The sequence below is a fragment of the Vibrio sp. QJM3NY_27 genome, from assembly GCF_057785955.1.
Map to the genome: position 1 here is coordinate 1,895,329 of NZ_CM173511.1, position 22,534 is coordinate 1,917,862.

Sequence of the window (22,534 nt, forward strand, 5' to 3'; positions counted from 1 at the left end):
ATTCAACAAACAGAGTAAATTATGACTCCTTCAATTCATCTAGCTAAAGGCCGAGATAAATCACTACGCCGTAAACACCCTTGGGTATTTTCACGCGGTATCGATAAGGTCGAAGGCGAACCACAACAAGGTGAAACTGTAGACGTATATGCTCAAAATGGTCAGTGGCTCGCAAAGGCAGCTTACTCACCAGAATCTCAAATTCGCGCTCGTGTTTGGACATTTGAAAAAGAAGAAATCAATAAAGCGTTTTTCATCAAAAGATTTAAAGACGCACAATCACTACGTGACGATATCATCGAACGTGACGGCCTAACGGGGTACCGATTAACAGCGGCTGAATCTGACGGCCTGCCAGGTATTACTATCGACAAGTACCAAGACTTCTTAGTTTGCCAACTACTGAGTGCTGGCGCAGAATTCAACAAAAGCGTTATCGTTGAAGCTTTAGTTGAATGCTTCCCTGAATGTAATATTTACGAACGCTCTGACGTAGCTGTTCGTAAAAAAGAAGGTTTAGAGCAAACCGTCGGCGTACTGCATGGCGAAGAGCCACCTAAGTCAGTAGTCATTGAAGAAAACGGCGTGAAGATCAGCGTGAACATTATGGAAGGCCACAAAACGGGCTTCTACATGGACCAACGTGATAGTCGCAAAGAATCTATGAAGTACGTTAAAGGCAAAGATGTCCTTAACTGTTTCTCATACACCGGTGGTTTTGGCCTTTACGCACTTAAAGGCGACGCAAAGCGTGTGATCAACGCAGACGTATCTCAACTTGCTCTTGATACAGCTAAGTTCAACGCTGAACTTAACGAGTTTGATATCTCGAAAAAGCGTGCTGTATTCCTAAACGCTGACGTATTCAAACTACTTCGAGAATACCGTGACCAGGGCACTAAGTTTGACGTAGTCATCATGGACCCACCAAAGTTTGTTTCAAGCAAGAACAACCTAACTTCAGGCGCTAACGGCTACAAAGACGTTAACATGCTAGCAATGCAAATCCTGAAGCCAGGTGGAACACTACTCACCTACTCTTGCTCAGGTTTGATGGGGGCTGACTTATTCCAAAAGATCATTGCTGATGCCGCTCTAGATGCGGGCAGAACAGTGAAGTTTGTTGAACGCTTCGAGCAAGCTGCCGATCACTTGATCGATACAGCTTACCCTGAAGGTTTCTATCTAAAAGGTTTTGCTTGTAAGGTGCTTTAATTTTTGTGCTTTAGAGTCTAGCTTTTATAGCAAAACAGACGTATTAAAAAAGGGCCTTTCGGCCCTTTTTTGTTATTGGTCTGGTAAGTTCACAAAGAGTTGATTAACCAAGTTGCTCAAATCACTGCTTATCACACTGCCATCACCTTGAGCGTTCACAGAGTCAAACTGATTCCCCGTATTATCAAGTACAATCGTTTGTGTTTGACCACTGTTACCTGAATCTTCAGAAATAGTAATCACTAAATCCTTATCCCCTCCACCATTATCGACTTTTTCAATCGTAATATGCTCAAGCAAATCTGACATTGAATTTTCCGTTGGTAATAACTGAGAGATATCAAGATGGTCTTCACCCAGAGCGAAGTCAGTAATCGTATCGACATCATCTTGGAACGGTTGGTCAACCCATTGGAATAGGTCATCACCTTCTCCACCAACTAAGATATCGTCTCCTAGACCACCGATAAGCGTATCTTCACCGCCTTGGCCATAGAGAATATCGTCTCCTTCGCCGCCAGATAAAATGTCATCCTTATCGTTAGCTCTAGACTGGTCAAAATCTTGTACGTTATCAGAAATGTAATCGTGTATATCTCGCGCTGACACAGAAGATAATTGCTCACCAGTTTCTTGAGCGACATACTTCTGTATCGCTGCAACTCCCTGCCCTGAAATACCGTCAAATTGCACCAGATCTCCGAACATGATGTCATCACCAGCTAAAGCATCAATTTGATCTTCACCTTGCAATAAACTCACTTCTTTACCAAGAATAACCTCTGACAATTTCGTTACGTCTATTGACGTTTCAACTAGGCCATCAGAGTCGTAATCTTCGAGAACATCTTCATCTAATGAATTACCGAGCCCAATAGCGTCAACAGATGACATCAATGCGAGCAATTGATACATATGCTGACCTTGTTTATTAACGCCACCCTTATCGTAGTAATCGTAAGAATTGCCATTAATGCTTAAATCACCAATTCTATCCCCTGTTAATGGTGAATATAACTTGGCCTTATCGTCAATTAATACACTACCTTTATAATTAACAACGCCACTTGTATATCCGGCAGGCAATAAATCAGCCAGTGTTATAACTTGGTTCGTACTCAGATCATAATCGATCAATATTTCATCGAACTCACTTTTCATTAACCTACTGTCAGTAAAGGAAGTCGGCTCACCGTCAGAAATGAAATAAGAAATGTTGTTCCCACTGTTTTGATCAGAGAACCATTCAACTGCAGATTGGAATCCGGCTTCGTAATTGGTACCACCTCCGCCAGCATCAGTAATGGCATTAAGTGCTGCAATAAATTGTTCTCTTGGGTTCTGACTACTCAAATCGACAGATACTGACGTATTAGAGTTATCTGAAAAATCCGTGATTAGAATATTAACCTGACCAGAATGTTGCCCTTGTGAACTAGCTAAAATCGCATCAAAAACAACTAACAGTTCATCTTTTGCGGTTTCAACATCTCTTCCCATACTGCCTGACGTATCGAGAATAAATGCGATATTGTAGTCTTCACCGGCAACAATTTGAATTCCTTGAACGTCACCAACAATCAAATCGTTGTTCTCTGTCCCTTTGATATTGTCATCACCGTGGGAACCAGATTCCAAACTATAGCTTCTGAAGCTTATATCTGTCGATGTGTTAGTTATTGCTTCGTCACTATTAACCAATTCGGAAGATGAGGCCGATACAGAAAGCTCAAAATCTAAATCGCCTTCATAAGAGTAAGGAATTCTAAGCTCTGCACTAACATCACCAGAAGCTGGTATAACAATAGAATACGATCCGTCGATATTGGGAGATATAAGCTGACCACCGACATAAAGCTCAACACCTTGAGGAATGCCTTGAAGAGTAAATTCATTACCTAACGATTCACTACTATCGTTATCAACGAGTTCCGCTGAAATATCTAGCGGTATTACGCTGTCTTGTAGGACCGTATACTCTCCAGTCTCACTATCAATCTCGACAATCGCGTCCGAGAAAATAATTCGTTCAATACCATATAAGTGGTCACCATCTTCGGTAGAAGGCGAATTGTCACTAGATGTATCTCTTTCAAGAGAATCTTTAACTAACCAATAAGGTACTTGGCTATGCTCAAGACCTCTAAAATCAAGGTCATATTCAGACAATTTACCTTGATAGATAACTGTATCAGTCTCAACTTCACTATCCTGAGACCCATTACCACCATAAAACGAATCGTTGCCACTAGTGCCAACAAACGTATCGCTTCCCTGTTGAGTCAGATTAACGGCTTGCTGATCGCCGACAAACTGCTGAGCCGCCGCATTGTCCGGTGCGATCATCAAGTCATCGCCTTGATTGCCATTATTGAAAGCTGGAGACTGATCAACGTGGTCGAAATCGACACCACCAATAGATGTCTCACCGTTACTTACAAGGTTTCTAATATCACTAGGTGATGTACCGAAATCGGGCATAGCTTGTGATTGTTGCAACTCCCCGACCGCAATAGTTACACGAGGAGCATCAGCAACCGCACTGACCGTAATATCGAGAGTATCGCTTACGCCGGTGTTTGTGGTGTAAGTCAACGTTGGAACGTTACCTGACCAATGCTCTGATGGTACAAACAAGTAACTACCATCTTGCTCGACCGTCAACTCACCACCAGTTAGCGTGATAGTGTCACCAACGTTATAGGACGTTCCTCCTACTTCAATTGACTGCAGTGATAATGTGTTATCTGTATCAGTATCGTTTGTTAAAACGTTACCAGAGACGCTTGTATCTTCATCTACAGTACGAGTATCTGGCAGCGTGTTTGTAGCATTGTATTCATAAACAACCACATCAATACTGGTCGTAGTCGTAGCAGTACTTGTTGAATCCTTTTCACTAGCGATCGCTTCGACATCAATAGTAAAATCGTCGTGACTTCCCGAAGGCGGTAAGACCGTTAAACTTGTCATATCCCAACTACTGATATCAAATGTCTCATTGGTACTAGTGAATGTGTGAGAATTGACTCCATCACTTAGCTCAGAACCAATAGGGAAACCACTAACATTAACAGCCAAACTTTCTGAACCATCAGTATCATTTAAAGATGCTTGCAGTTCAGTCAGTGGAATACGTGTGTCTTGTGGACCTTCATTCGTTGTATAGACCTGATAGAGCTCAACGCCATTTTCGTTAATTAATTGTGATGTACGTATATCAATATTATCGAGCTGAGACACATCACTGACTACGCCAAAGTCCGTGTTGTTTAAGTTGACAGGGCTCGCGCCATCTACAGAAACATTGACATCAAAATTACCAGGGCCGCTCTGGTTGTGGTGGTAAACCTCTATCGGATAGAAACCGGACACAGTCGGTGTAAATGCAATTCCTTGGATACTCCCACTACTGTCTCCCCATCGAGCATCATCTGTAAGCTCACCACCAATTTTTATCGCTAAACTATCATCCGCGTTACCAACGAAATCATAAGATTTACCTGCTTCTAAATAGATCAAGCCAGTGATGAGTGTAGCTTGACCTGCACCTTGACTAGCATCACGCACATCATTGACATTACTTAAAGAACTACTGTTACTATCCAAACCATCGATGACATTTATCAAGGTATCAGGGTCCACACCATTACCAACACCATATTGATAACCAACAGAGACACCATTCCACATACTTACGTTGAATTGTTGGTCCGGAAGTTGAATTCCATCGATGCTGGTGAACAAGTTAGGCGCGTCAGCAATTGGAGTAACATTTATCGCAACAGTCGACTCTTCGCCTACGTTAATGCCATCAGTTGGTTTGAAACCAATCTGTGCGTAGTCTTGTTGTTGATCACCGACGCCTGGAGTTGAGTGGCTATCGTACCCAGATTCATCTTCATCCGGAGTAAAGCGAACTCTATCTCCATCAAACTCGCCCTTGTCAATAACTTGACCAACCGAAATGTCATGCCACTGACCATCATCACCGAAATACTCAAACTGCCCGCTATCTGGCAAATCGGTAATCTCAATACCTAGAGTTGAATCAGGTGAGTCAACATCGGTAATTCCGAATGAATCCCATTCAATGAAGGTTGGGGTGTCTTCGTTAGTTTTGATTGGCGCTGTCACGGTGATTTCCGGCGCGTCATTCACGTCCGTCACCACTGGGGTATCGCTGTCTGTGCCTGTCAGGCTGCTGTCATTGGTCTGAGTCACCGTCAGATCGATGGTATCTAAGTCTTCACCCGCATTGATGGCGTCTACACCATCTTGCGTCAGTTTCACCTGACCCGTTGCCGTATCTAACGTGTAGTGGCCGTTGGCATTGCTGCCTGGCGTGAAGGTCACGGTTACCGCATCGCCTTCTTCGTCAGACGTCACGTACGTGCCCGCTACATCGCCCACTGCTGCGCCAGCGTCTTCTGTGAAGTCGTTCGCTGTCACGGTGATTTCCGGCGCGTCATTCACGTCCGTCACCACTGGGGTATCGCTGTCTGTGCCTGTCACACCCGCATTGATGGCGTCTACACCATCTTGCGTCAGTTTCACCTGACCCGTTGCCGTATCTAACGTGTAGTGGCCGTTGGCATTGCTGCCTGGCGTGAAGGTCACGGTTACCGCATCGCCTTCTTCGTCAGACGTCACGTACGTGCCCGCTACATCGCCCACTGCTGCGCCAGCGTCTTCTGTGAAGTCGTTCGCTGTCACGGTGATTTCCGGCGCGTCATTCACGTCCGTCACCACTGGGGTATCGCTGTCTGTGCCTGTCAGGCTGCTGTCATTGGTCTGAGTCACCGTCAGATCGATGGTATCTAAGTCTTCACCCGCATTGATGGCGTCTACACCATCTTGCGTCAGTTTCACCTGACCCGTTGCCGTATCTAACGTGTAGTGGCCGTTGGCATTGCTGCCTGGCGTGAAGGTCACGGTTACCGCATCGCCTTCTTCGTCAGACGTCACGTACGTGCCCGCTACATCGCCCACTGCTGCGCCAGCGTCTTCTGTGAAGTCGTTCGCTGTCACGGTGATTTCCGGCGCGTCATTCACGTCCGTCACCACTGGGGTATCGCTGTCTGTGCCTGTCAGGCTGCTGTCATTGGTCTGAGTCACCGTCAGATCGATGGTATCTAAGTCTTCACCCGCATTGATGGCGTCTACACCATCTTGCGTCAGTTTCACCTGACCCGTTGCCGTATCTAACGTGTAGTGGCCGTTGGCATTGCTGCCTGGCGTGAAGGTCACGGTTACCGCATCGCCTTCTTCGTCAGACGTCACGTACGTGCCCGCTACATCGCCCACTGCTGCGCCAGCGTCTTCTGTGAAGTCGTTCGCTGTCACGGTGATTTCCGGCGCGTCATTCACGTCCGTCACCACTGGGGTATCGCTGTCTGTGCCTGTCAGGCTGCTGTCATTGGTCTGAGTCACCGTCAGATCGATGGTATCTAAGTCTTCACCCGCATTGATGGCGTCTACACCATCTTGCGTCAGTTTCACCTGACCCGTTGCCGTATCTAACGTGTAGTGGCCGTTGGCATTGCTGCCTGGCGTGAAGGTCACGGTTACCGCATCGCCTTCTTCGTCAGACGTCACGTACGTGCCCGCTACATCGCCCACTGCTGCGCCAGCGTCTTCTGTGAAGTCGTTCGCTGTCACGGTGATTTCCGGCGCGTCATTCACGTCCGTCACCACTGGGGTATCGCTGTCTGTGCCTGTCAGGCTGCTGTCATTGGTCTGAGTCACCGTCAGATCGATGGTATCTAAGTCTTCACCCGCATTGATGGCGTCTACACCATCTTGCGTCAGTTTCACCTGACCCGTTGCCGTATCTAACGTGTAGTGGCCGTTGGCATTGCTGCCTGGCGTGAAGGTCACGGTTACCGCATCGCCTTCTTCGTCAGACGTCACGTACGTGCCCGCTACATCGCCCACTGCTGCGCCAGCGTCTTCTGTGAAGTCGTTCGCTGTCACGGTGATTTCCGGCGCGTCATTCACGTCCGTCACCACTGGGGTATCGCTGTCTGTGCCTGTCAGGCTGCTGTCATTGGTCTGAGTCACCGTCAGATCGATGGTATCTAAGTCTTCACCCGCATTGATGGCGTCTACACCATCTTGCGTCAGTTTCACCTGACCCGTTGCCGTATCTAACGTGTAGTGGCCGTTGGCATTGCTGCCTGGCGTGAAGGTCACGGTTACCGCATCGCCTTCTTCGTCAGACGTCACGTACGTGCCCGCTACATCGCCCACTGCTGCGCCAGCGTCTTCTGTGAAGTCGTTCGCTGTCACGGTGATTTCCGGCGCGTCATTCACGTCCGTCACCACTGGGGTATCGCTGTCTGTGCCTGTCAGGCTGCTGTCATTGGTCTGAGTCACCGTCAGATCGATGGTATCTAAGTCTTCACCCGCATTGATGGCGTCTACACCATCTTGCGTCAGTTTCACCTGACCCGTTGCCGTATCTAACGTGTAGTGGCCGTTGGCATTGCTGCCTGGCGTGAAGGTCACGGTTACCGCATCGCCTTCTTCGTCAGACGTCACGTACGTGCCCGCTACATCGCCCACTGCTGCGCCAGCGTCTTCTGTGAAGTCGTTCGCTGTCACGGTGATTTCCGGCGCGTCATTCACGTCCGTCACCACTGGGGTATCGCTGTCTGTGCCTGTCAGGCTGCTGTCATTGGTCTGAGTCACCGTCAGATCGATGGTATCTAAGTCTTCACCCGCATTGATGGCGTCTAAGGTCACCATCTTGCGTCAGTTTCACCTGACCCGTTGCCGTATCTAACGTGTAGTGGCCGTTGGCATTGCTGCCTGGCGTGAAGGTCACGGTTACCGCATCGCCTTCTTCGTCAGACGTCACGTACGTGCCCGCTACATCGCCCACTGCTGCGCCAGCGTCTTCTGTGAAGTCGTTCGCTGTCACGGTGATTTCCGGCGCGTCATTCACGTCCGTCACCACTGGGGTATCGCTGTCTGTGCCTGTCAGGCTGCTGTCATTGGTCTGAGTCACCGTCAGATCGATGGTATCTAAGTCTTCACCCGCATTGATGGCGTCTACACCATCTTGCGTCAGTTTCACCTGACCCGTTGCCGTATCTAACGTGTAGTGGCCGTTGGCATTGCTGCCTGGCGTGAAGGTCACGGTTACCGCATCGCCTTCTTCGTCAGACGTCACGTACGTGCCCGCTACATCGCCCACTGCTGCGCCAGCGTCTTCTGTGAAGTCGTTCGCTGTCACGGTGATTTCCGGCGCGTCATTCACGTCCGTCACCACTGGGGTATCGCTGTCTGTGCCTGTCAGGCTGCTGTCATTGGTCTGAGTCACCGTCAGATCGATGGTATCTAAGTCTTCACCCGCATTGATGGCGTCTACACCATCTTGCGTCAGTTTCACCTGACCCGTTGCCGTATCTAACGTGTAGTGGCCGTTGGCATTGCTGCCTGGCGTGAAGGTCACGGTTACCGCATCGCCTTCTTCGTCAGACGTCACGTACGTGCCCGCTACATCGCCCACTGCTGCGCCAGCGTCTTCTGTGAAGTCGGTTACCGCATCGCCTTCTTCGTCACGTCACGTACGTGCCCGCTACATCGCCCACTGCTGCGCCAGCGTCTTCTGTGAAGTCGTTCGCTGTCACGGTGATTTCCGGCGCGTCATTCACGTCCGTCACCACTGGGGTATCGCTGTCTGTGCCTGTCAGGCTGCTGTCATTGGTCTGAGTCACCGTCAGATCGATGGTATCTAAGTCTTCACCCGCATTGATGGCGTCTACACCATCTTGCGTCAGTTTCACCTGACCCGTTGCCGTATCTAACGTGTAGTGGCCGTTGGCATTGCTGCCTGGCGTGAAGGTCACGGTTACCGCATCGCCTTCTTCGTCAGACGTCACGTACGTGCCCGCTACATCGCCCACTGCTGCGCCAGCGTCTTCTGTGAAGTCGTTCGCTGTCACGGTGATTTCCGGCGCGTCATTCACGTCCGTCACCACTGGGGTATCGCTGTCTGTGCCTGTCAGGCTGCTGTCATTGGTCTGAGTCACCGTCAGATCGATGGTATCTAAGTCTTCACCCGCATTGATGGCGTCTACACCATCTTGCGTCAGTTTCACCTGACCCGTTGCCGTATCTAACGTGTAGTGGCCGTTGGCATTGCTGCCTGGCGTGAAGGTCACGGTTACCGCATCGCCTTCTTCGTCAGACGTCACGTACGTGCCCGCTACATCGCCCACTGCTGCGCCAGCGTCTTCTGTGAAGTCGTTCGCTGTCACGGTGATTTCCGGCGCGTCATTCACGTCCGTCACCACTGGGGTATCGCTGTCTGTGCCTGTCAGGCTGCTGTCATTGGTCTGAGTCACCGTCAGATCGATGGTATCTAAGTCTTCACCCGCATTGATGGCGTCTACACCATCTTGCGTCAGTTTCACCTGACCCGTTGCCGTATCTAACGTGTAGTGGCCGTTGGCATTGCTGCCTGGCGTGAAGGTCACGGTTACCGCATCGCCTTCTTCGTCAGACGTCACGTACGTGCCCGCTACATCGCCCACTGCTGCGCCAGCGTCTTCTGTGAAGTCGTTCGCTGTCACGGTGATTTCCGGCGCGTCATTCACGTCCGTCACCACTGGGGTATCGCTGTCTGTGCCTGTCAGGCTGCTGTCATTGGTCTGAGTCACCGTCAGATCGATGGTATCTAAGTCTTCACCCGCATTGATGGCGTCTACACCATCTTGCGTCAGTTTCACCTGACCCGTTGCCGTATCTAACGTGTAGTGGCCGTTGGCATTGCTGCCTGGCGTGAAGGTCACGGTTACCGCATCGCCTTCTTCGTCAGACGTCACGTACGTGCCCGCTACATCGCCCACTGCTGCGCCAGCGTCTTCTGTGAAGTCGTTCGCTGTCACGGTGATTTCCGGCGCGTCATTCACGTCCGTCACCACTGGGGTATCGCTGTCTGTGCCTGTCAGGCTGCTGTCATTGGTCTGAGTCACCGTCAGATCGATGGTATCTAAGTCTTCACCCGCATTGATGGCGACACCATGGTCAGTTTCACCTGACCCGTTGCCGTATCTAACGTGTAGTCTTCACCCGCATTGATGGCGTCTACACCATCTTGCGTCAGTTTCACCTGACCCGTTGCCGTATCTAACGTGTAGTGGCCGTTGGCATTGCTGCCTGGCGTGAAGGTCACGGTTACCGCATCGCCTTCTTCGTCAGACGTCACGTACGTGCCCGCTACATCGCCCACTGCTGCGCCAGCGTCTTCTGTGAAGTCGTTCGCTGTCACGGTGATTTCCGGCGCGTCATTCACGTCCGTCACCACTGGGGTATCGCTGTCTGTGCCTGTCAGGCTGCTGTCATTGGTCTGAGTCACCGTCAGATCGATGGTATCTAAGTCTTCACCCGCATTGATGGCGTCTACACCATCTTGCGTCAGTTTCACCTGACCCGTTGCCGTATCTAACGTGTAGTGGCCGTTGGCATTGCTGCCTGGCGTGAAGGTCACGGTTACCGCATCGCCTTCTTCGTCAGACGTCACGTACGTGCCCGCTACATCGCCCACTGCTGCGCCAGCGTCTTCTGTGAAGTCGTTCGCTGTCACGGTGATTTCCGGCGCGTCATTCACGTCCGTCACCACTGGGGTATCGCTGTCTGTGCCTGTCAGGCTGCTGTCATTGGTCTGAGTCACCGTCAGATCGATGGTATCTAAGTCTTCACCCGCATTGATGGCGTCTACACCATCTTGCGTCAGTTTCACCTGACCCGTTGCCGTATCTAACGTGTAGTGGCCGTTGGCATTGCTGCCGCATTGATGGCGCTACACCATCTTGCGTCAGTGTCATTCTGCCTGGCGTGAAGGTCACGGTTACCGCATCGCCTTCTTCGTCAGACGTCACGTACGTGCCCGCTACATCGCCCACTGCTGCGCCAGCGTCTTCTGTGAAGTCGTTCGCTGTCACGGTGATTTCCGGCGCGTCATTCACGTCCGTCACCACTGGGGTATCGCTGTCTGTGCCTGTCAGGCTGCTGTCATTGGTCTGAGTCACCGTCAGATCGATGGTATCTAAGTCTTCACCCGCATTGATGGCGTCTACACCATCTTGCGTCAGTTTCACCTGACCCGTTGCCGTATCTAACGTGTAGTGGCCGTTGGCATTGCTGCCTGGCGTGAAGGTCACGGTTACCGCATCGCCTTCTTCGTCAGACGTCACGTACGTGCCCGCTACATCGCCCACTGCTGCGCCAGCGTCTTCTGTGAAGTCGTTCGCTGTCACGGTGATTTCCGGCGCGTCATTCACGTCCGTCACCACTGGGGTATCGCTGTCTGTGCCTGTCAGGCTGCTGTCATTGGTCTGAGTCACCGTCAGATCGATGGTATCTAAGTCTTCACCCGCATTGATGGCGTCTACACCATCTTGCGTCAGTTTCACCTGACCCGTTGCCGTATCTAACGTGTAGTGGCCGTTGGCATTGCTGCCTGGCGTGAAGGTCACGGTTACCGCATCGCCTTCTTCGTCAGACGTCACGTACGTGCCCGCTACATCGCCCACTGCTGCGCCAGCGTCTTCTGTGAAGTCGTTCGCTGTCACGGTGATTTCCGGCGCGTCATTCACGTCCGTCACCACTGGGGTATCGCTGTCTGTGCCTGTCAGGCTGCTGTCATTGGTCTGAGTCACCGTCAGATCGATGGTATCTAAGTCTTCACCCGCATTGATGGCGTCTACACCATCTTGCGTCAGTTTCACCTGACCCGTTGCCGTATCTAACGTGTAGTGGCCGTTGGCATTGCTGCCTGGCGTGAAGGTCACGGTTACCGCATCGCCTTCTTCGTCAGACGTCACGTACGTGCCCGCTACATCGCCCACTGCTGCGCCAGCGTCTTCTGTGAAGTCGTTCGCTGTCACGGTGATTTCCGGCGCGTCATTCACGTCCGTCACCACTGGGGTATCGCTGTCTGTGCCTGTCAGGCTGCTGTCATTGGTCTGAGTCACCGTCAGATCGATGGTATCTAAGTCTTCACCCGCATTGATGGCGTCTACACCATCTTGCGTCAGTTTCACCTGACCCGTTGCCGTATCTAACGTGTAGTGGCCGTTGGCATTGCTGCCTGGCGTGAAGGTCACGGTTACCGCATCGCCTTCTTCGTCAGACGTCACGTACGTGCCCGCTACATCGCCCACTGCTGCGCCAGCGTCTTCTGTGAAGTCGTTCGCTGTCACGGTGATTTCCGGCGCGTCATTCACGTCCGTCACCACTGGGGTATCGCTGTCTGTGCCTGTCAGGCTGCTGTCATTGGTCTGAGTCACCGTCAGATCGATGGTATCTAAGTCTTCACCCGCATTGATGGCGTCTACACCATCTTGCGTCAGTTTCACCTGACCCGTTGCCGTATCTAACGTGTAGTGGCCGTTGGCATTGCTGCCTGGCGTGAAGGTCACGGTTACCGCATCGCCTTCTTCGTCAGACGTCACGTACGTGCCCGCTACATCGCCCACTGCTGCGCCAGCGTCTTCTGTGAAGTCGTTCGCTGTCACGGTGATTTCCGGCGCGTCATTCACGTCCGTCACCACTGGGGTATCGCTGTCTGTGCCTGTCAGGCTGCTGTCATTGGTCTGAGTCACCGTCAGATCGATGGTATCTAAGTCTTCACCCGCATTGATGGCGTCTACACCATCTTGCGTCAGTTTCACCTGACCCGTTGCCGTATCTAACGTGTAGTGGCCGTTGGCATTGCTGCCTGGCGTGAAGGTCACGGTTACCGCATCGCCTTCTTCGTCAGACGTCACGTACGTGCCCGCTACATCGCCCACTGCTGCGCCAGCGTCTTCTGTGAAGTCGTTCGCTGTCACGGTGATTTCCGGCGCGTCATTCACGTCCGTCACCACTGGGGTATCGCTGTCTGTGCCTGTCAGGCTGCTGTCATTGGTCTGAGTCACCGTCAGATCGATGGTATCTAAGTCTTCACCCGCATTGATGGCGTCTACACCATCTTGCGTCAGTTTCACCTGACCCGTTGCCGTATCTAACGTGTAGTGGCCGTTGGCATTGCTGCCTGGCGTGAAGGTCACGGTTACCGCATCGCCTTCTTCGTCAGACGTCACGTACGTGCCCGCTACATCGCCCACTGCTGCGCCAGCGTCTTCTGTGAAGTCGTTCGCTGTCACGGTGATTTCCGGCGCGTCATTCACGTCCGTCACCACTGGGGTATCGCTGTCTGTGCCTGTCAGGCTGCTGTCATTGGTCTGAGTCACCGTCAGATCGATGGTATCTAAGTCTTCACCCGCATTGATGGCGTCTACACCATCTTGCGTCAGTTTCACCTGACCCGTTGCCGTATCTAACGTGTAGTGGCCGTTGGCATTGCTGCCTGGCGTGAAGGTCACGGTTACCGCATCGCCTTCTTCGTCAGACGTCACGTACGTGCCCGCTACATCGCCCACTGCTGCGCCAGCGTCTTCTGTGAAGTCGTTCGCTGTCACGGTGATTTCCGGCGCGTCATTCACGTCCGTCACCACTGGGGTATCGCTGTCTGTGCCTGTCAGGCTGCTGTCATTGGTCTGAGTCACCGTCAGATCGATGGTATCTAAGTCTTCACCCGCATTGATGGCGTCTACACCATCTTGCGTCAGTTTCACCTGACCCGTTGCCGTATCTAACGTGTAGTGGCCGTTGGCATTGCTGCCTGGCGTGAAGGTCACGGTTACCGCATCGCCTTCTTCGTCAGACGTCACGTACGTGCCCGCTACATCGCCCACTGCTGCGCCAGCGTCTTCTGTGAAGTCGTTCGCTGTCACGGTGATTTCCGGCGCGTCATTCACGTCCGTCACCACTGGGGTATCGCTGTCTGTGCCTGTCAGGCTGCTGTCATTGGTCTGAGTCACCGTCAGATCGATGGTATCTAAGTCTTCACCCGCATTGATGGCGTCTACACCATCTTGCGTCAGTTTCACCTGACCCGTTGCCGTATCTAACGTGTAGTGGCCGTTGGCATTGCTGCCTGGCGTGAAGGTCACGGTTACCGCATCGCCTTCTTCGTCAGACGTCACGTACGTGCCCGCTACATCGCCCACTGCTGCGCCAGCGTCTTCTGTGAAGTCGTTCGCTGTCACGGTGATTTCCGGCGCGTCATTCACGTCCGTCACCACTGGGGTATCGCTGTCTGTGCCTGTCAGGCTGCTGTCATTGGTCTGAGTCACCGTCAGATCGATGGTATCTAAGTCTTCACCCGCATTGATGGCGTCTACACCATCTTGCGTCAGTTTCACCTGACCCGTTGCCGTATCTAACGTGTAGTGGCCGTTGGCATTGCTGCCTGGCGTGAAGGTCACGGTTACCGCATCGCCTTCTTCGTCAGACGTCACGTACGTGCCCGCTACATCGCCCACTGCTGCGCCAGCGTCTTCTGTGAAGTCGTTCGCTGTCACGGTGATTTCCGGCGCGTCATTCACGTCCGTCACCACTGGGGTATCGCTGTCTGTGCCTGTCAGGCTGCTGTCATTGGTCTGAGTCACCGTCAGATCGATGGTATCTAAGTCTTCACCCGCATTGATGGCGTCTACACCATCTTGCGTCAGTTTCACCTGACCCGTTGCCGTATCTAACGTGTAGTGGCCGTTGGCATTGCTGCCTGGCGTGAAGGTCACGGTTACCGCATCGCCTTCTTCGTCAGACGTCACGTACGTGCCCGCTACATCGCCCACTGCTGCGCCAGCGTCTTCTGTGAAGTCGTTCGCTGTCACGGTGATTTCCGGCGCGTCATTCACGTCCGTCACCACTGGGGTATCGCTGTCTGTGCCTGTCAGGCTGCTGTCATTGGTCTGAGTCACCGTCAGATCGATGGTATCTAAGTCTTCACCCGCATTGATGGCGTCTACACCATCTTGCGTCAGTTTCACCTGACCCGTTGCCGTATCTAACGTGTAGTGGCCGTTGGCATTGCTGCCTGGCGTGAAGGTCACGGTTACCGCATCGCCTTCTTCGTCAGACGTCACGTACGTGCCCGCTACATCGCCCACTGCTGCGCCAGCGTCTTCTGTGAAGTCGTTCGCTGTCACGGTGATTTCCGGCGCGTCATTCACGTCCGTCACCACTGGGGTATCGCTGTCTGTGCCTGTCAGGCTGCTGTCATTGGTCTGAGTCACCGTCAGATCGATGGTATCTAAGTCTTCACCCGCATTGATGGCGTCTACACCATCTTGCGTCAGTTTCACCTGACCCGTTGCCGTATCTAACGTGTAGTGGCCGTTGGCATTGCTGCCTGGCGTGAAGGTCACGGTTACCGCATCGCCTTCTTCGTCAGACGTCACGTACGTGCCCGCTACATCGCCCACTGCTGCGCCAGCGTCTTCTGTGAAGTCGTTCGCTGTCACGGTGATTTCCGGCGCGTCATTCACGTCCGTCACCACTGGGGTATCGCTGTCTGTGCCTGTCAGGCTGCTGTCATTGGTCTGAGTCACCGTCAGATCGATGGTATCTAAGTCTTCACCCGCATTGATGGCGTCTACACCATCTTGCGTCAGTTTCACCTGACCCGTTGCCGTATCTAACGTGTAGTGGCCGTTGGCATTGCTGCCTGGCGTGAAGGTCACGGTTACCGCATCGCCTTCTTCGTCAGACGTCACGTACGTGCCCGCTACATCGCCCACTGCTGCGCCAGCGTCTTCTGTGAAGTCGTTCGCTGTCACGGTGATTTCCGGCGCGTCATTCACGTCCGTCACCACTGGGGTATCGCTGTCTGTGCCTGTCAGGCTGCTGTCATTGGTCTGAGTCACCGTCAGATCGATGGTATCTAAGTCTTCACCCGCATTGATGGCGTCTACACCATCTTGCGTCAGTTTCACCTGACCCGTTGCCGTATCTAACGTGTAGTGGCCGTTGGCATTGCTGCCTGGCGTGAAGGTCACGGTTACCGCATCGCCTTCTTCGTCAGACGTCACGTACGTGCCCGCTACATCGCCCACTGCTGCGCCAGCGTCTTCTGTGAAGTCGTTCGCTGTCACGGTGATTTCCGGCGCGTCATTCACGTCCGTCACCACTGGGGTATCGCTGTCTGTGCCTGTCAGGCTGCTGTCATTGGTCTGAGTCACCGTCAGATCGATGGTATCTAAGTCTTCACCCGCATTGATGGCGTCTACACCATCTTGCGTCAGTTTCACCTGACCCGTTGCCGTATCTAACGTGTAGTGGCCGTTGGCATTGCTGCCTGGCGTGAAGGTCACGGTTACCGCATCGCCTTCTTCGTCAGACGTCACGTACGTGCCCGCTACATCGCCCACTGCTGCGCCAGCGTCTTCTGTGAAGTCGTTCGCTGTCACGGTGATTTCCGGCGCGTCATTCACGTCCGTCACCACTGGGGTATCGCTGTCTGTGCCTGTCAGGCTGCTGTCATTGGTCTGAGTCACCGTCAGATCGATGGTATCTAAGTCTTCACCCGCATTGATGGCGTCTACACCATCTTGCGTCAGTTTCACCTGACCCGTTGCCGTATCTAACGTGTAGTGGCCGTTGGCATTGCTGCCTGGCGTGAAGGTCACGGTTACCGCATCGCCTTCTTCGTCAGACGTCACGTACGTGCCCGCTACATCGCCCACTGCTGCGCCAGCGTCTTCTGTGAAGTCGTTCGCTGTCACGGTGATTTCCGGCGCGTCATTCACGTCCGTCACCACTGGGGTATCGCTGTCTGTGCCTGTCAGGCTGCTGTCATTGGTCTGAGTCACCGTCAGATCGATGGTATCTAAGTCTTCACCCGCATTGATGGCGTCTACACCATCTTGCGTCAGTTTCACCTGACCCGTTGCCGTATCTAACGTGTAGTGGCCGTTGGCATTGCTGCCTGGCGTGAAGGTCACGGTTACCGCATCGCCTTCTTCGTCAGACGTCACGTACGTGCCCGCTACATCGCCCACTGCTGCGCCAGCGTCTTCTGTGAAGTCGTTCGCTGTCACGGTGATTTCCGGCGCGTCATTCACGTCCGTCACCACTGGGGTATCGCTGTCTGTGCCTGTCAGGCTGCTGTCATTGGTCTGAGTCACCGTCAGATCGATGGTATCTAAGTCTTCACCCGCATTGATGGCGTCTACACCATCTTGCGTCAGTTTCACCTGACCCGTTGCCGTATCTAACGTGTAGTGGCCGTTGGCATTGCTGCCTGGCGTGAAGGTCACGGTTACCGCATCGCCTTCTTCGTCAGACGTCACGTACGTGCCCGCTACATCGCCCACTGCTGCGCCAGCGTCTTCTGTGAAGTCGTTCGCTGTCACGGTGATTTCCGGCGCGTCATTCACGTCCGTCACCACTGGGGTATCGCTGTCTGTGCCTGTCAGGCTGCTGTCATTGGTCTGAGTCACCGTCAGATCGATGGTATCTAAGTCTTCACCCGCATTGATGGCGTCTACACCATCTTGCGTCAGTTTCACCTGACCCGTTGCCGTATCTAACGTGTAGTGGCCGTTGGCATTGCTGCCTGGCGTGAAGGTCACGGTTACCGCATCGCCTTCTTCGTCAGACGTCACGTACGTGCCCGCTACATCGCCCACTGCTGCGCCAGCGTCTTCTGTGAAGTCGTTCGCTGTCACGGTGATTTCCGGCGCGTCATTCACGTCCGTCACCACTGGGGTATCGCTGTCTGTGCCTGTCAGGCTGCTGTCATTGGTCTGAGTCACCGTCAGATCGATGGTATCTAAGTCTTCACCCGCATTGATGGCGTCTACACCATCTTGCGTCAGTTTCACCTGACCCGTTGCCGTATCTAACGTGTAGTGGCCGTTGGCATTGCTGCCTGGCGTGAAGGTCACGGTTACCGCATCGCCTTCTTCGTCAGACGTCACGTACGTGCCCGCTACATCGCCCACTGCTGCGCCAGCGTCTTCTGTGAAGTCGTTCGCTGTCACGGTGATTTCCGGCGCGTCATTCACGTCCGTCACCACTGGGGTATCGCTGTCTGTGCCTGTCAGGCTGCTGTCATTGGTCTGAGTCACCGTCAGATCGATGGTATCTAAGTCTTCACCCGCATTGATGGCGTCTACACCATCTTGCGTCAGTTTCACCTGACCCGTTGCCGTATCTAACGTGTAGTGGCCGTTGGCATTGCTGCCTGGCGTGAAGGTCACGGTTACCGCATCGCCTTCTTCGTCAGACGTCACGTACGTGCCCGCTACATCGCCCACTGCTGCGCTGCGCCAGGCGTCTTCTGTGAAGTCGTTCGCTGTCACGGTGATTTCCGGCGCGTCATTCACGTCCGTCACCACTGGGGTATCGCTGTCTGTGCCTGTCAGGCTGCTGTCATTGGTCTGAGTCACCGTCAGATCGATGGTATCTAAGTCTTCACCCGCATTGATGGCGTCTACACCATCTTGCGTCAGTTTCACCTGACCCGTTGCCGTATCTAACGTGTAGTGGCCGTTGGCATTGCTGCCTGGCGTGAAGGTCACGGTTACCGCATCGCCTTCTTCGTCAGACGTCACGTACGTGCCCGCTACATCGCCCACTGCTGCGCCAGCGTCTTCTGTGAAGTCGTTCGCTGTCACGGTGATTTCCGGCGCGTCATTCACGTCCGTCACCACTGGGGTATCGCTGTCTGTGCCTGTCAGGCTGCTGTCATTGGTCTGAGTCACCGTCAGATCGATGGTATCTAAGTCTTCACCCGCATTGATGGCGTCTACACCATCTTGCGTCACCCGCATTGATGGCGTCTACACCATCTTGCGTCAGTTTCACCTGACCCGTTGCCGTATCTAACGTGTAGTGGCCGTTGGCATTGCTGCCTGGCGTGAAGGTCACGGTTACCGCATCGCCTTCTTCGTCAGACGTCACGTACGTGCCCGCTACATCGCCCACTGCTGCGCCAGCGTCTTCTGTGAAGTCGTTCGCTGTCACGGTGATTTCCGGCGCGTCATTCACGTCCGTCACCACTACATCAACAGTAATAGTATCCGTGCCACCCTGCCCATCGCTCACAATCACAGTAAAGCTATCGCTGCCGTTGTAGTTCTCGTCTGGGGTATATGTCCAATTACCATTTTCGTCAACGACTACTGAGCCATTCGATGGTTCTGTGCCTTTGCTAAACGTTAACTGATCGTTATCTGCATCGGTTGCAGTGAGTGATCCACTTACTGGAGTATCTTCATCTGTGGTGACAGAGACATCTTCACCGACAGGTGAGTCATTAATAGGAGTAACACCGACATTCACGGTTATTGTGTCTGTGCCGCCTTGGCCGTCAGAGACTTCTACCGTAAAGCTGTCATCACCGTTGTAGTTTTCATTGGGTGTATAAGTCCAATCGCCGTTTTCATCAACGACGACTGTGCCGTTCGAAGGATCTGTAGCTTTAACAAAAGACAGAGAATCGCCATCTTCGTCTGAAGCCGACAAGGTTCCGTTTACTGGCGTATCTTCATTTGTGGTAAAAGAGACAGTGTCACCGATAGGTGAGTTGTTGTTATCAACAAAAGTGGGATCGGCATTAGGTTGCTCAAACGAACGGAAGGCATCTAGAAGACTCAAGCTTTGAGTACGAGACATACCCAGTGCTTCAAAACCCGTAGTCACGAACTCTGTACCAGGAATGGTTTCTTCACCATCACGTTCAATAGTTCCGCTAGAAGCCAAACTAGAACCATTCTGACCAGCAGCGGTAGCGAACTCTTCACCTAACTCTGTTGGGTCTTGACCTTCTTCCAATGCAGCAAAAATATTCGCTATGTCTTGGTCAAGTTCAACTTCCTCACCTTCTTCTGGTGAAAAACGCTTTACTGATACCTGAGGTTCATTGGATCCGTTCTGGGATTCAAGAACGACATCCCCTGTTTGTAGTGGTTGGCCTTCTTCTAAGACTTTAATCGTACCATCTACCGAGATAACAATGCGCTGGCCAAGTGCTAATGCACCACCCAAATTCAATGTTGTCATGTCCATATAAACCCCTAAAAAAGCATTTCTTGTCATTAACGTCAAAATAGTGACATTATATTTATAATATTAGTTAAAATATAACACTTAAAGTCATATAATTCCTAGTTATGAATCTAGTATTTAACAACTTGAGTGACAAGCTAATGACGGTGATCACATCGCATAACAATCTTAGTGCTCACACCAGTAATATAAGTTATTGTGTTTGCGGAAAATAATAGATTTAAAAACGTAAGATTGACGTGTATAAAAACACCATAAAACGCACGCTGATCGGTTAACATTTTGACAACCATTTGCGAACGCCAGCTTAGCGATCGTAATTTTTTTGGCGGTTCATCTAAATTTCGTATATAACAGCACAAATTCAAGACTTAGATGCGAGCTAACTTTAGGGAGATGCACATTGAATAGGCTTCAAAAGACAACATTAGGGTTAGCTATAAGTATGAGCTTACCGACGACAGCACAAACCCTTGAGCAAGCCGTTGCGTTCACTTTAGAAAGTAATCCTGAAATCAAAAGTGCTTATAACGAATATGTCAGCAAGCGATATCTTAATGATGCTTCTGGCGGTGCTTATCGTCCAAGTATAGACTTGGATGGAGGTATTGGTTACGAACATACCGATCTAGCAACTAACTCAAGCACGACCGATCTGACTCGGAAAGAAGCGACAATTACGCTAACTCAGCTTATCTGGGATGGGGCTAATACATCGAATGATATTGACCGTACCGCGGCAGATGCGGAATCAGTGCGTTATCAATTGATATCTAATGCTCAAGATATCGCATTAGAAGTGACCAAGGTTTATCTCGATGCGGTAAAAGCTTATGAAGTGCTTTCACTCTCTGAAAACAACCTCGCAACCCACAAAAAAATATACAGCGATATTCGCAAGCGTGTTGAATCAGGTATTGGCTCAACGGCAGATATGTCACAGGTAGAAGCACGTATTGCTAAAGCGCACGGTAATTTACTTGCGGCGCAAAACAACCTTTTTGACACTCATACACAATTCAAAAGGCTTGTGGGTCAATCTCCGTTAGGCTTAACCTTCCCTCGTGCAGATGCAGGCGCTATCCCTTACACGGTTGATGGCGCATTAGCAAAAGCGTTTAATCAGCACCCAGTAATTAAGATTGCACAAGCCGATGTAGACTCAGCGAAATTTCAATACAAGCAATCTAAGAGCACCAACTACCCAACGGTTTCTTTTGAAGCCGCTCAAACCTGGCGCGATGATGCCGGTGGCACTCCAGGCAGCAGTGACGAGTTTTCTGCGATGGTTCGTTTAAGATACAACCTTTACAACGGCGGTTCAGACCAAGACCGTGCAGAAAGTGCCGCTTATCAACTAAACAAAGCGAAAGACCTCCGCGAGAGTACTTACCGTAATGTAGAAGAGAGCTTGCGTCTTTCATGGAGCGCACTTGATTTAACCGTCCAACAGAAAGAGTTTTTATCTGACCACGTAGACTCGGCATCAGACACCGTTATCTCTTATGAGAAACAATACCGTATCGGTAAACGTACCCTTCTCGATTTGCTTAACACCGAGAACGAACTATTCGAAGCCCGTAAGGGCTATCTGGATGCCAAGTACGACGAACAATACGCGAAGTACCGAGTAATGAATGCAACAGGAAACCTGTTAACTGGGTTACGCGTCGAAACCCCTCAAGAATGGAATGAAAAGGTAGAATACTAATGAAGCTGATAAAGACTGTATTTCCGCTTTGTCTCATGATTGTCTCTGCCAACGTTTTAGCTGAAACAAGCAATGAAGAATTTGAATATCGGGCTCTTCCAGACATCACGCAAATTTATGATCTCGAAGATGATGATAATGACGGCGTAATTAACGCGCGAGATCTATGTCCCGATACGCAAATTGGTGCAGAGATCGATAACGACGGTTGTGGTTCATATTTTGAATCGTCAGAAAAGAAAGAGCTCCACATACTCTTTGCTAATAACTCTACGGAAATTAACCCTGTTTTCCTAGGGCAGATACGCCAGATGGCTGCGTTTTTGAAGCGTTACGAGGGTACATCGATTGAGTTGCAAGGTTATGCCAGTAAAGTGGGCAATGCCAAACACAATTTAAAACTGTCAAAAGAGCGAGCATCTCACGTAAGGCGAGCCCTTATCAGTAATGGTATTCAACCATCTCGAGTCAATATCGTGGGTCATGGCGACTCTGAATTCAGCAGTGATGACAGCCAAGTTAATCACGCACTACATCGAAAAGTTGTCGCTTCCGTTGTTGGATTTAAAGGCAACATCAAAGAAGAGTGGCACATCTTCACCAAAATAAAAAAGTAGGCTCTATCCTGCGCTTACCATACTGAAACGTGATCTTTAGTTAACGTTTCAGTATGGTGATAATTCCTTGAATAGCATG

Annotated in this window: 9 protein-coding genes; 3 read left to right on the plus strand and 6 right to left on the minus strand. The window is 51.5% G+C overall.

Annotated elements, in window-relative coordinates; all coding sequences use genetic code 11:
- Positions 1-21 precede the first annotated feature (21 nt).
- Positions 22-1,215, plus strand: a complete 1,194-nt coding sequence (locus AC3CIA_RS08640; RefSeq protein ID WP_146454341.1) for a class I SAM-dependent methyltransferase — start codon at positions 22-24, stop codon at positions 1,213-1,215.
- A 72-nt stretch (positions 1,216-1,287) separates the two neighbouring features.
- On the opposite strand, the gene AC3CIA_RS08645 is transcribed toward AC3CIA_RS08640, so the two are convergent.
- From AC3CIA_RS08645 to AC3CIA_RS08670, 6 genes are read right to left on the minus strand one after another with little or no spacing between them, the layout of a single operon-like run.
- Positions 1,288-7,965: a VWA domain-containing protein gene (locus AC3CIA_RS08645; protein ID WP_488517964.1), complete on the minus strand. Its 6,678-nt coding sequence runs from the start codon at positions 7,963-7,965 to the stop codon at positions 1,288-1,290.
- The gene (locus AC3CIA_RS08650) at positions 7,934-8,731 is read right to left on the minus strand and encodes a hypothetical protein (RefSeq protein ID WP_488517965.1); all 798 of its coding nucleotides are present in this window, start codon (positions 8,729-8,731) and stop codon (positions 7,934-7,936) included. Before AC3CIA_RS08650 ends, AC3CIA_RS08645 begins: the two co-directional genes overlap by 32 nt.
- Positions 8,732-8,780: 49 nt before the next feature.
- Positions 8,781-10,199, minus strand: a complete 1,419-nt coding sequence (locus tag AC3CIA_RS08655) for a hypothetical protein (RefSeq protein WP_488517966.1) — start codon at positions 10,197-10,199, stop codon at positions 8,781-8,783.
- A 17-nt stretch (positions 10,200-10,216) separates the two neighbouring features.
- Entirely contained in the window at positions 10,217-10,966 is a 750-nt protein-coding gene (locus AC3CIA_RS08660) for a hypothetical protein (RefSeq protein WP_488517967.1), read from the minus strand.
- Positions 10,923-18,890, minus strand: coding sequence for a beta strand repeat-containing protein (locus tag AC3CIA_RS08665; protein ID WP_488517968.1), 7,968 nt, complete (start codon positions 18,888-18,890; stop codon positions 10,923-10,925). Before AC3CIA_RS08665 ends, AC3CIA_RS08660 begins: the two co-directional genes overlap by 44 nt.
- On the minus strand, positions 18,847-20,127 hold the full coding sequence (locus AC3CIA_RS08670) for an Ig-like domain-containing protein (RefSeq protein WP_488517969.1): 1,281 nt from the start codon (positions 20,125-20,127) through the stop codon (positions 18,847-18,849). Before AC3CIA_RS08670 ends, AC3CIA_RS08665 begins: the two co-directional genes overlap by 44 nt.
- Positions 20,128-20,572: 445 nt before the next feature.
- On the opposite strand from AC3CIA_RS08670, the gene AC3CIA_RS08675 reads away from it, so the two are divergent.
- The gene (locus AC3CIA_RS08675) at positions 20,573-21,838 is read left to right on the plus strand and encodes a TolC family outer membrane protein (RefSeq protein ID WP_004733615.1); all 1,266 of its coding nucleotides are present in this window, start codon (positions 20,573-20,575) and stop codon (positions 21,836-21,838) included.
- Positions 21,838-22,455: an OmpA family protein gene (locus AC3CIA_RS08680; RefSeq protein WP_004733614.1), complete on the plus strand. Its 618-nt coding sequence runs from the start codon at positions 21,838-21,840 to the stop codon at positions 22,453-22,455. The genes AC3CIA_RS08675 and AC3CIA_RS08680 overlap by 1 nt, the downstream gene beginning before the upstream one ends.
- Positions 22,456-22,534 lie beyond the last annotated feature (79 nt).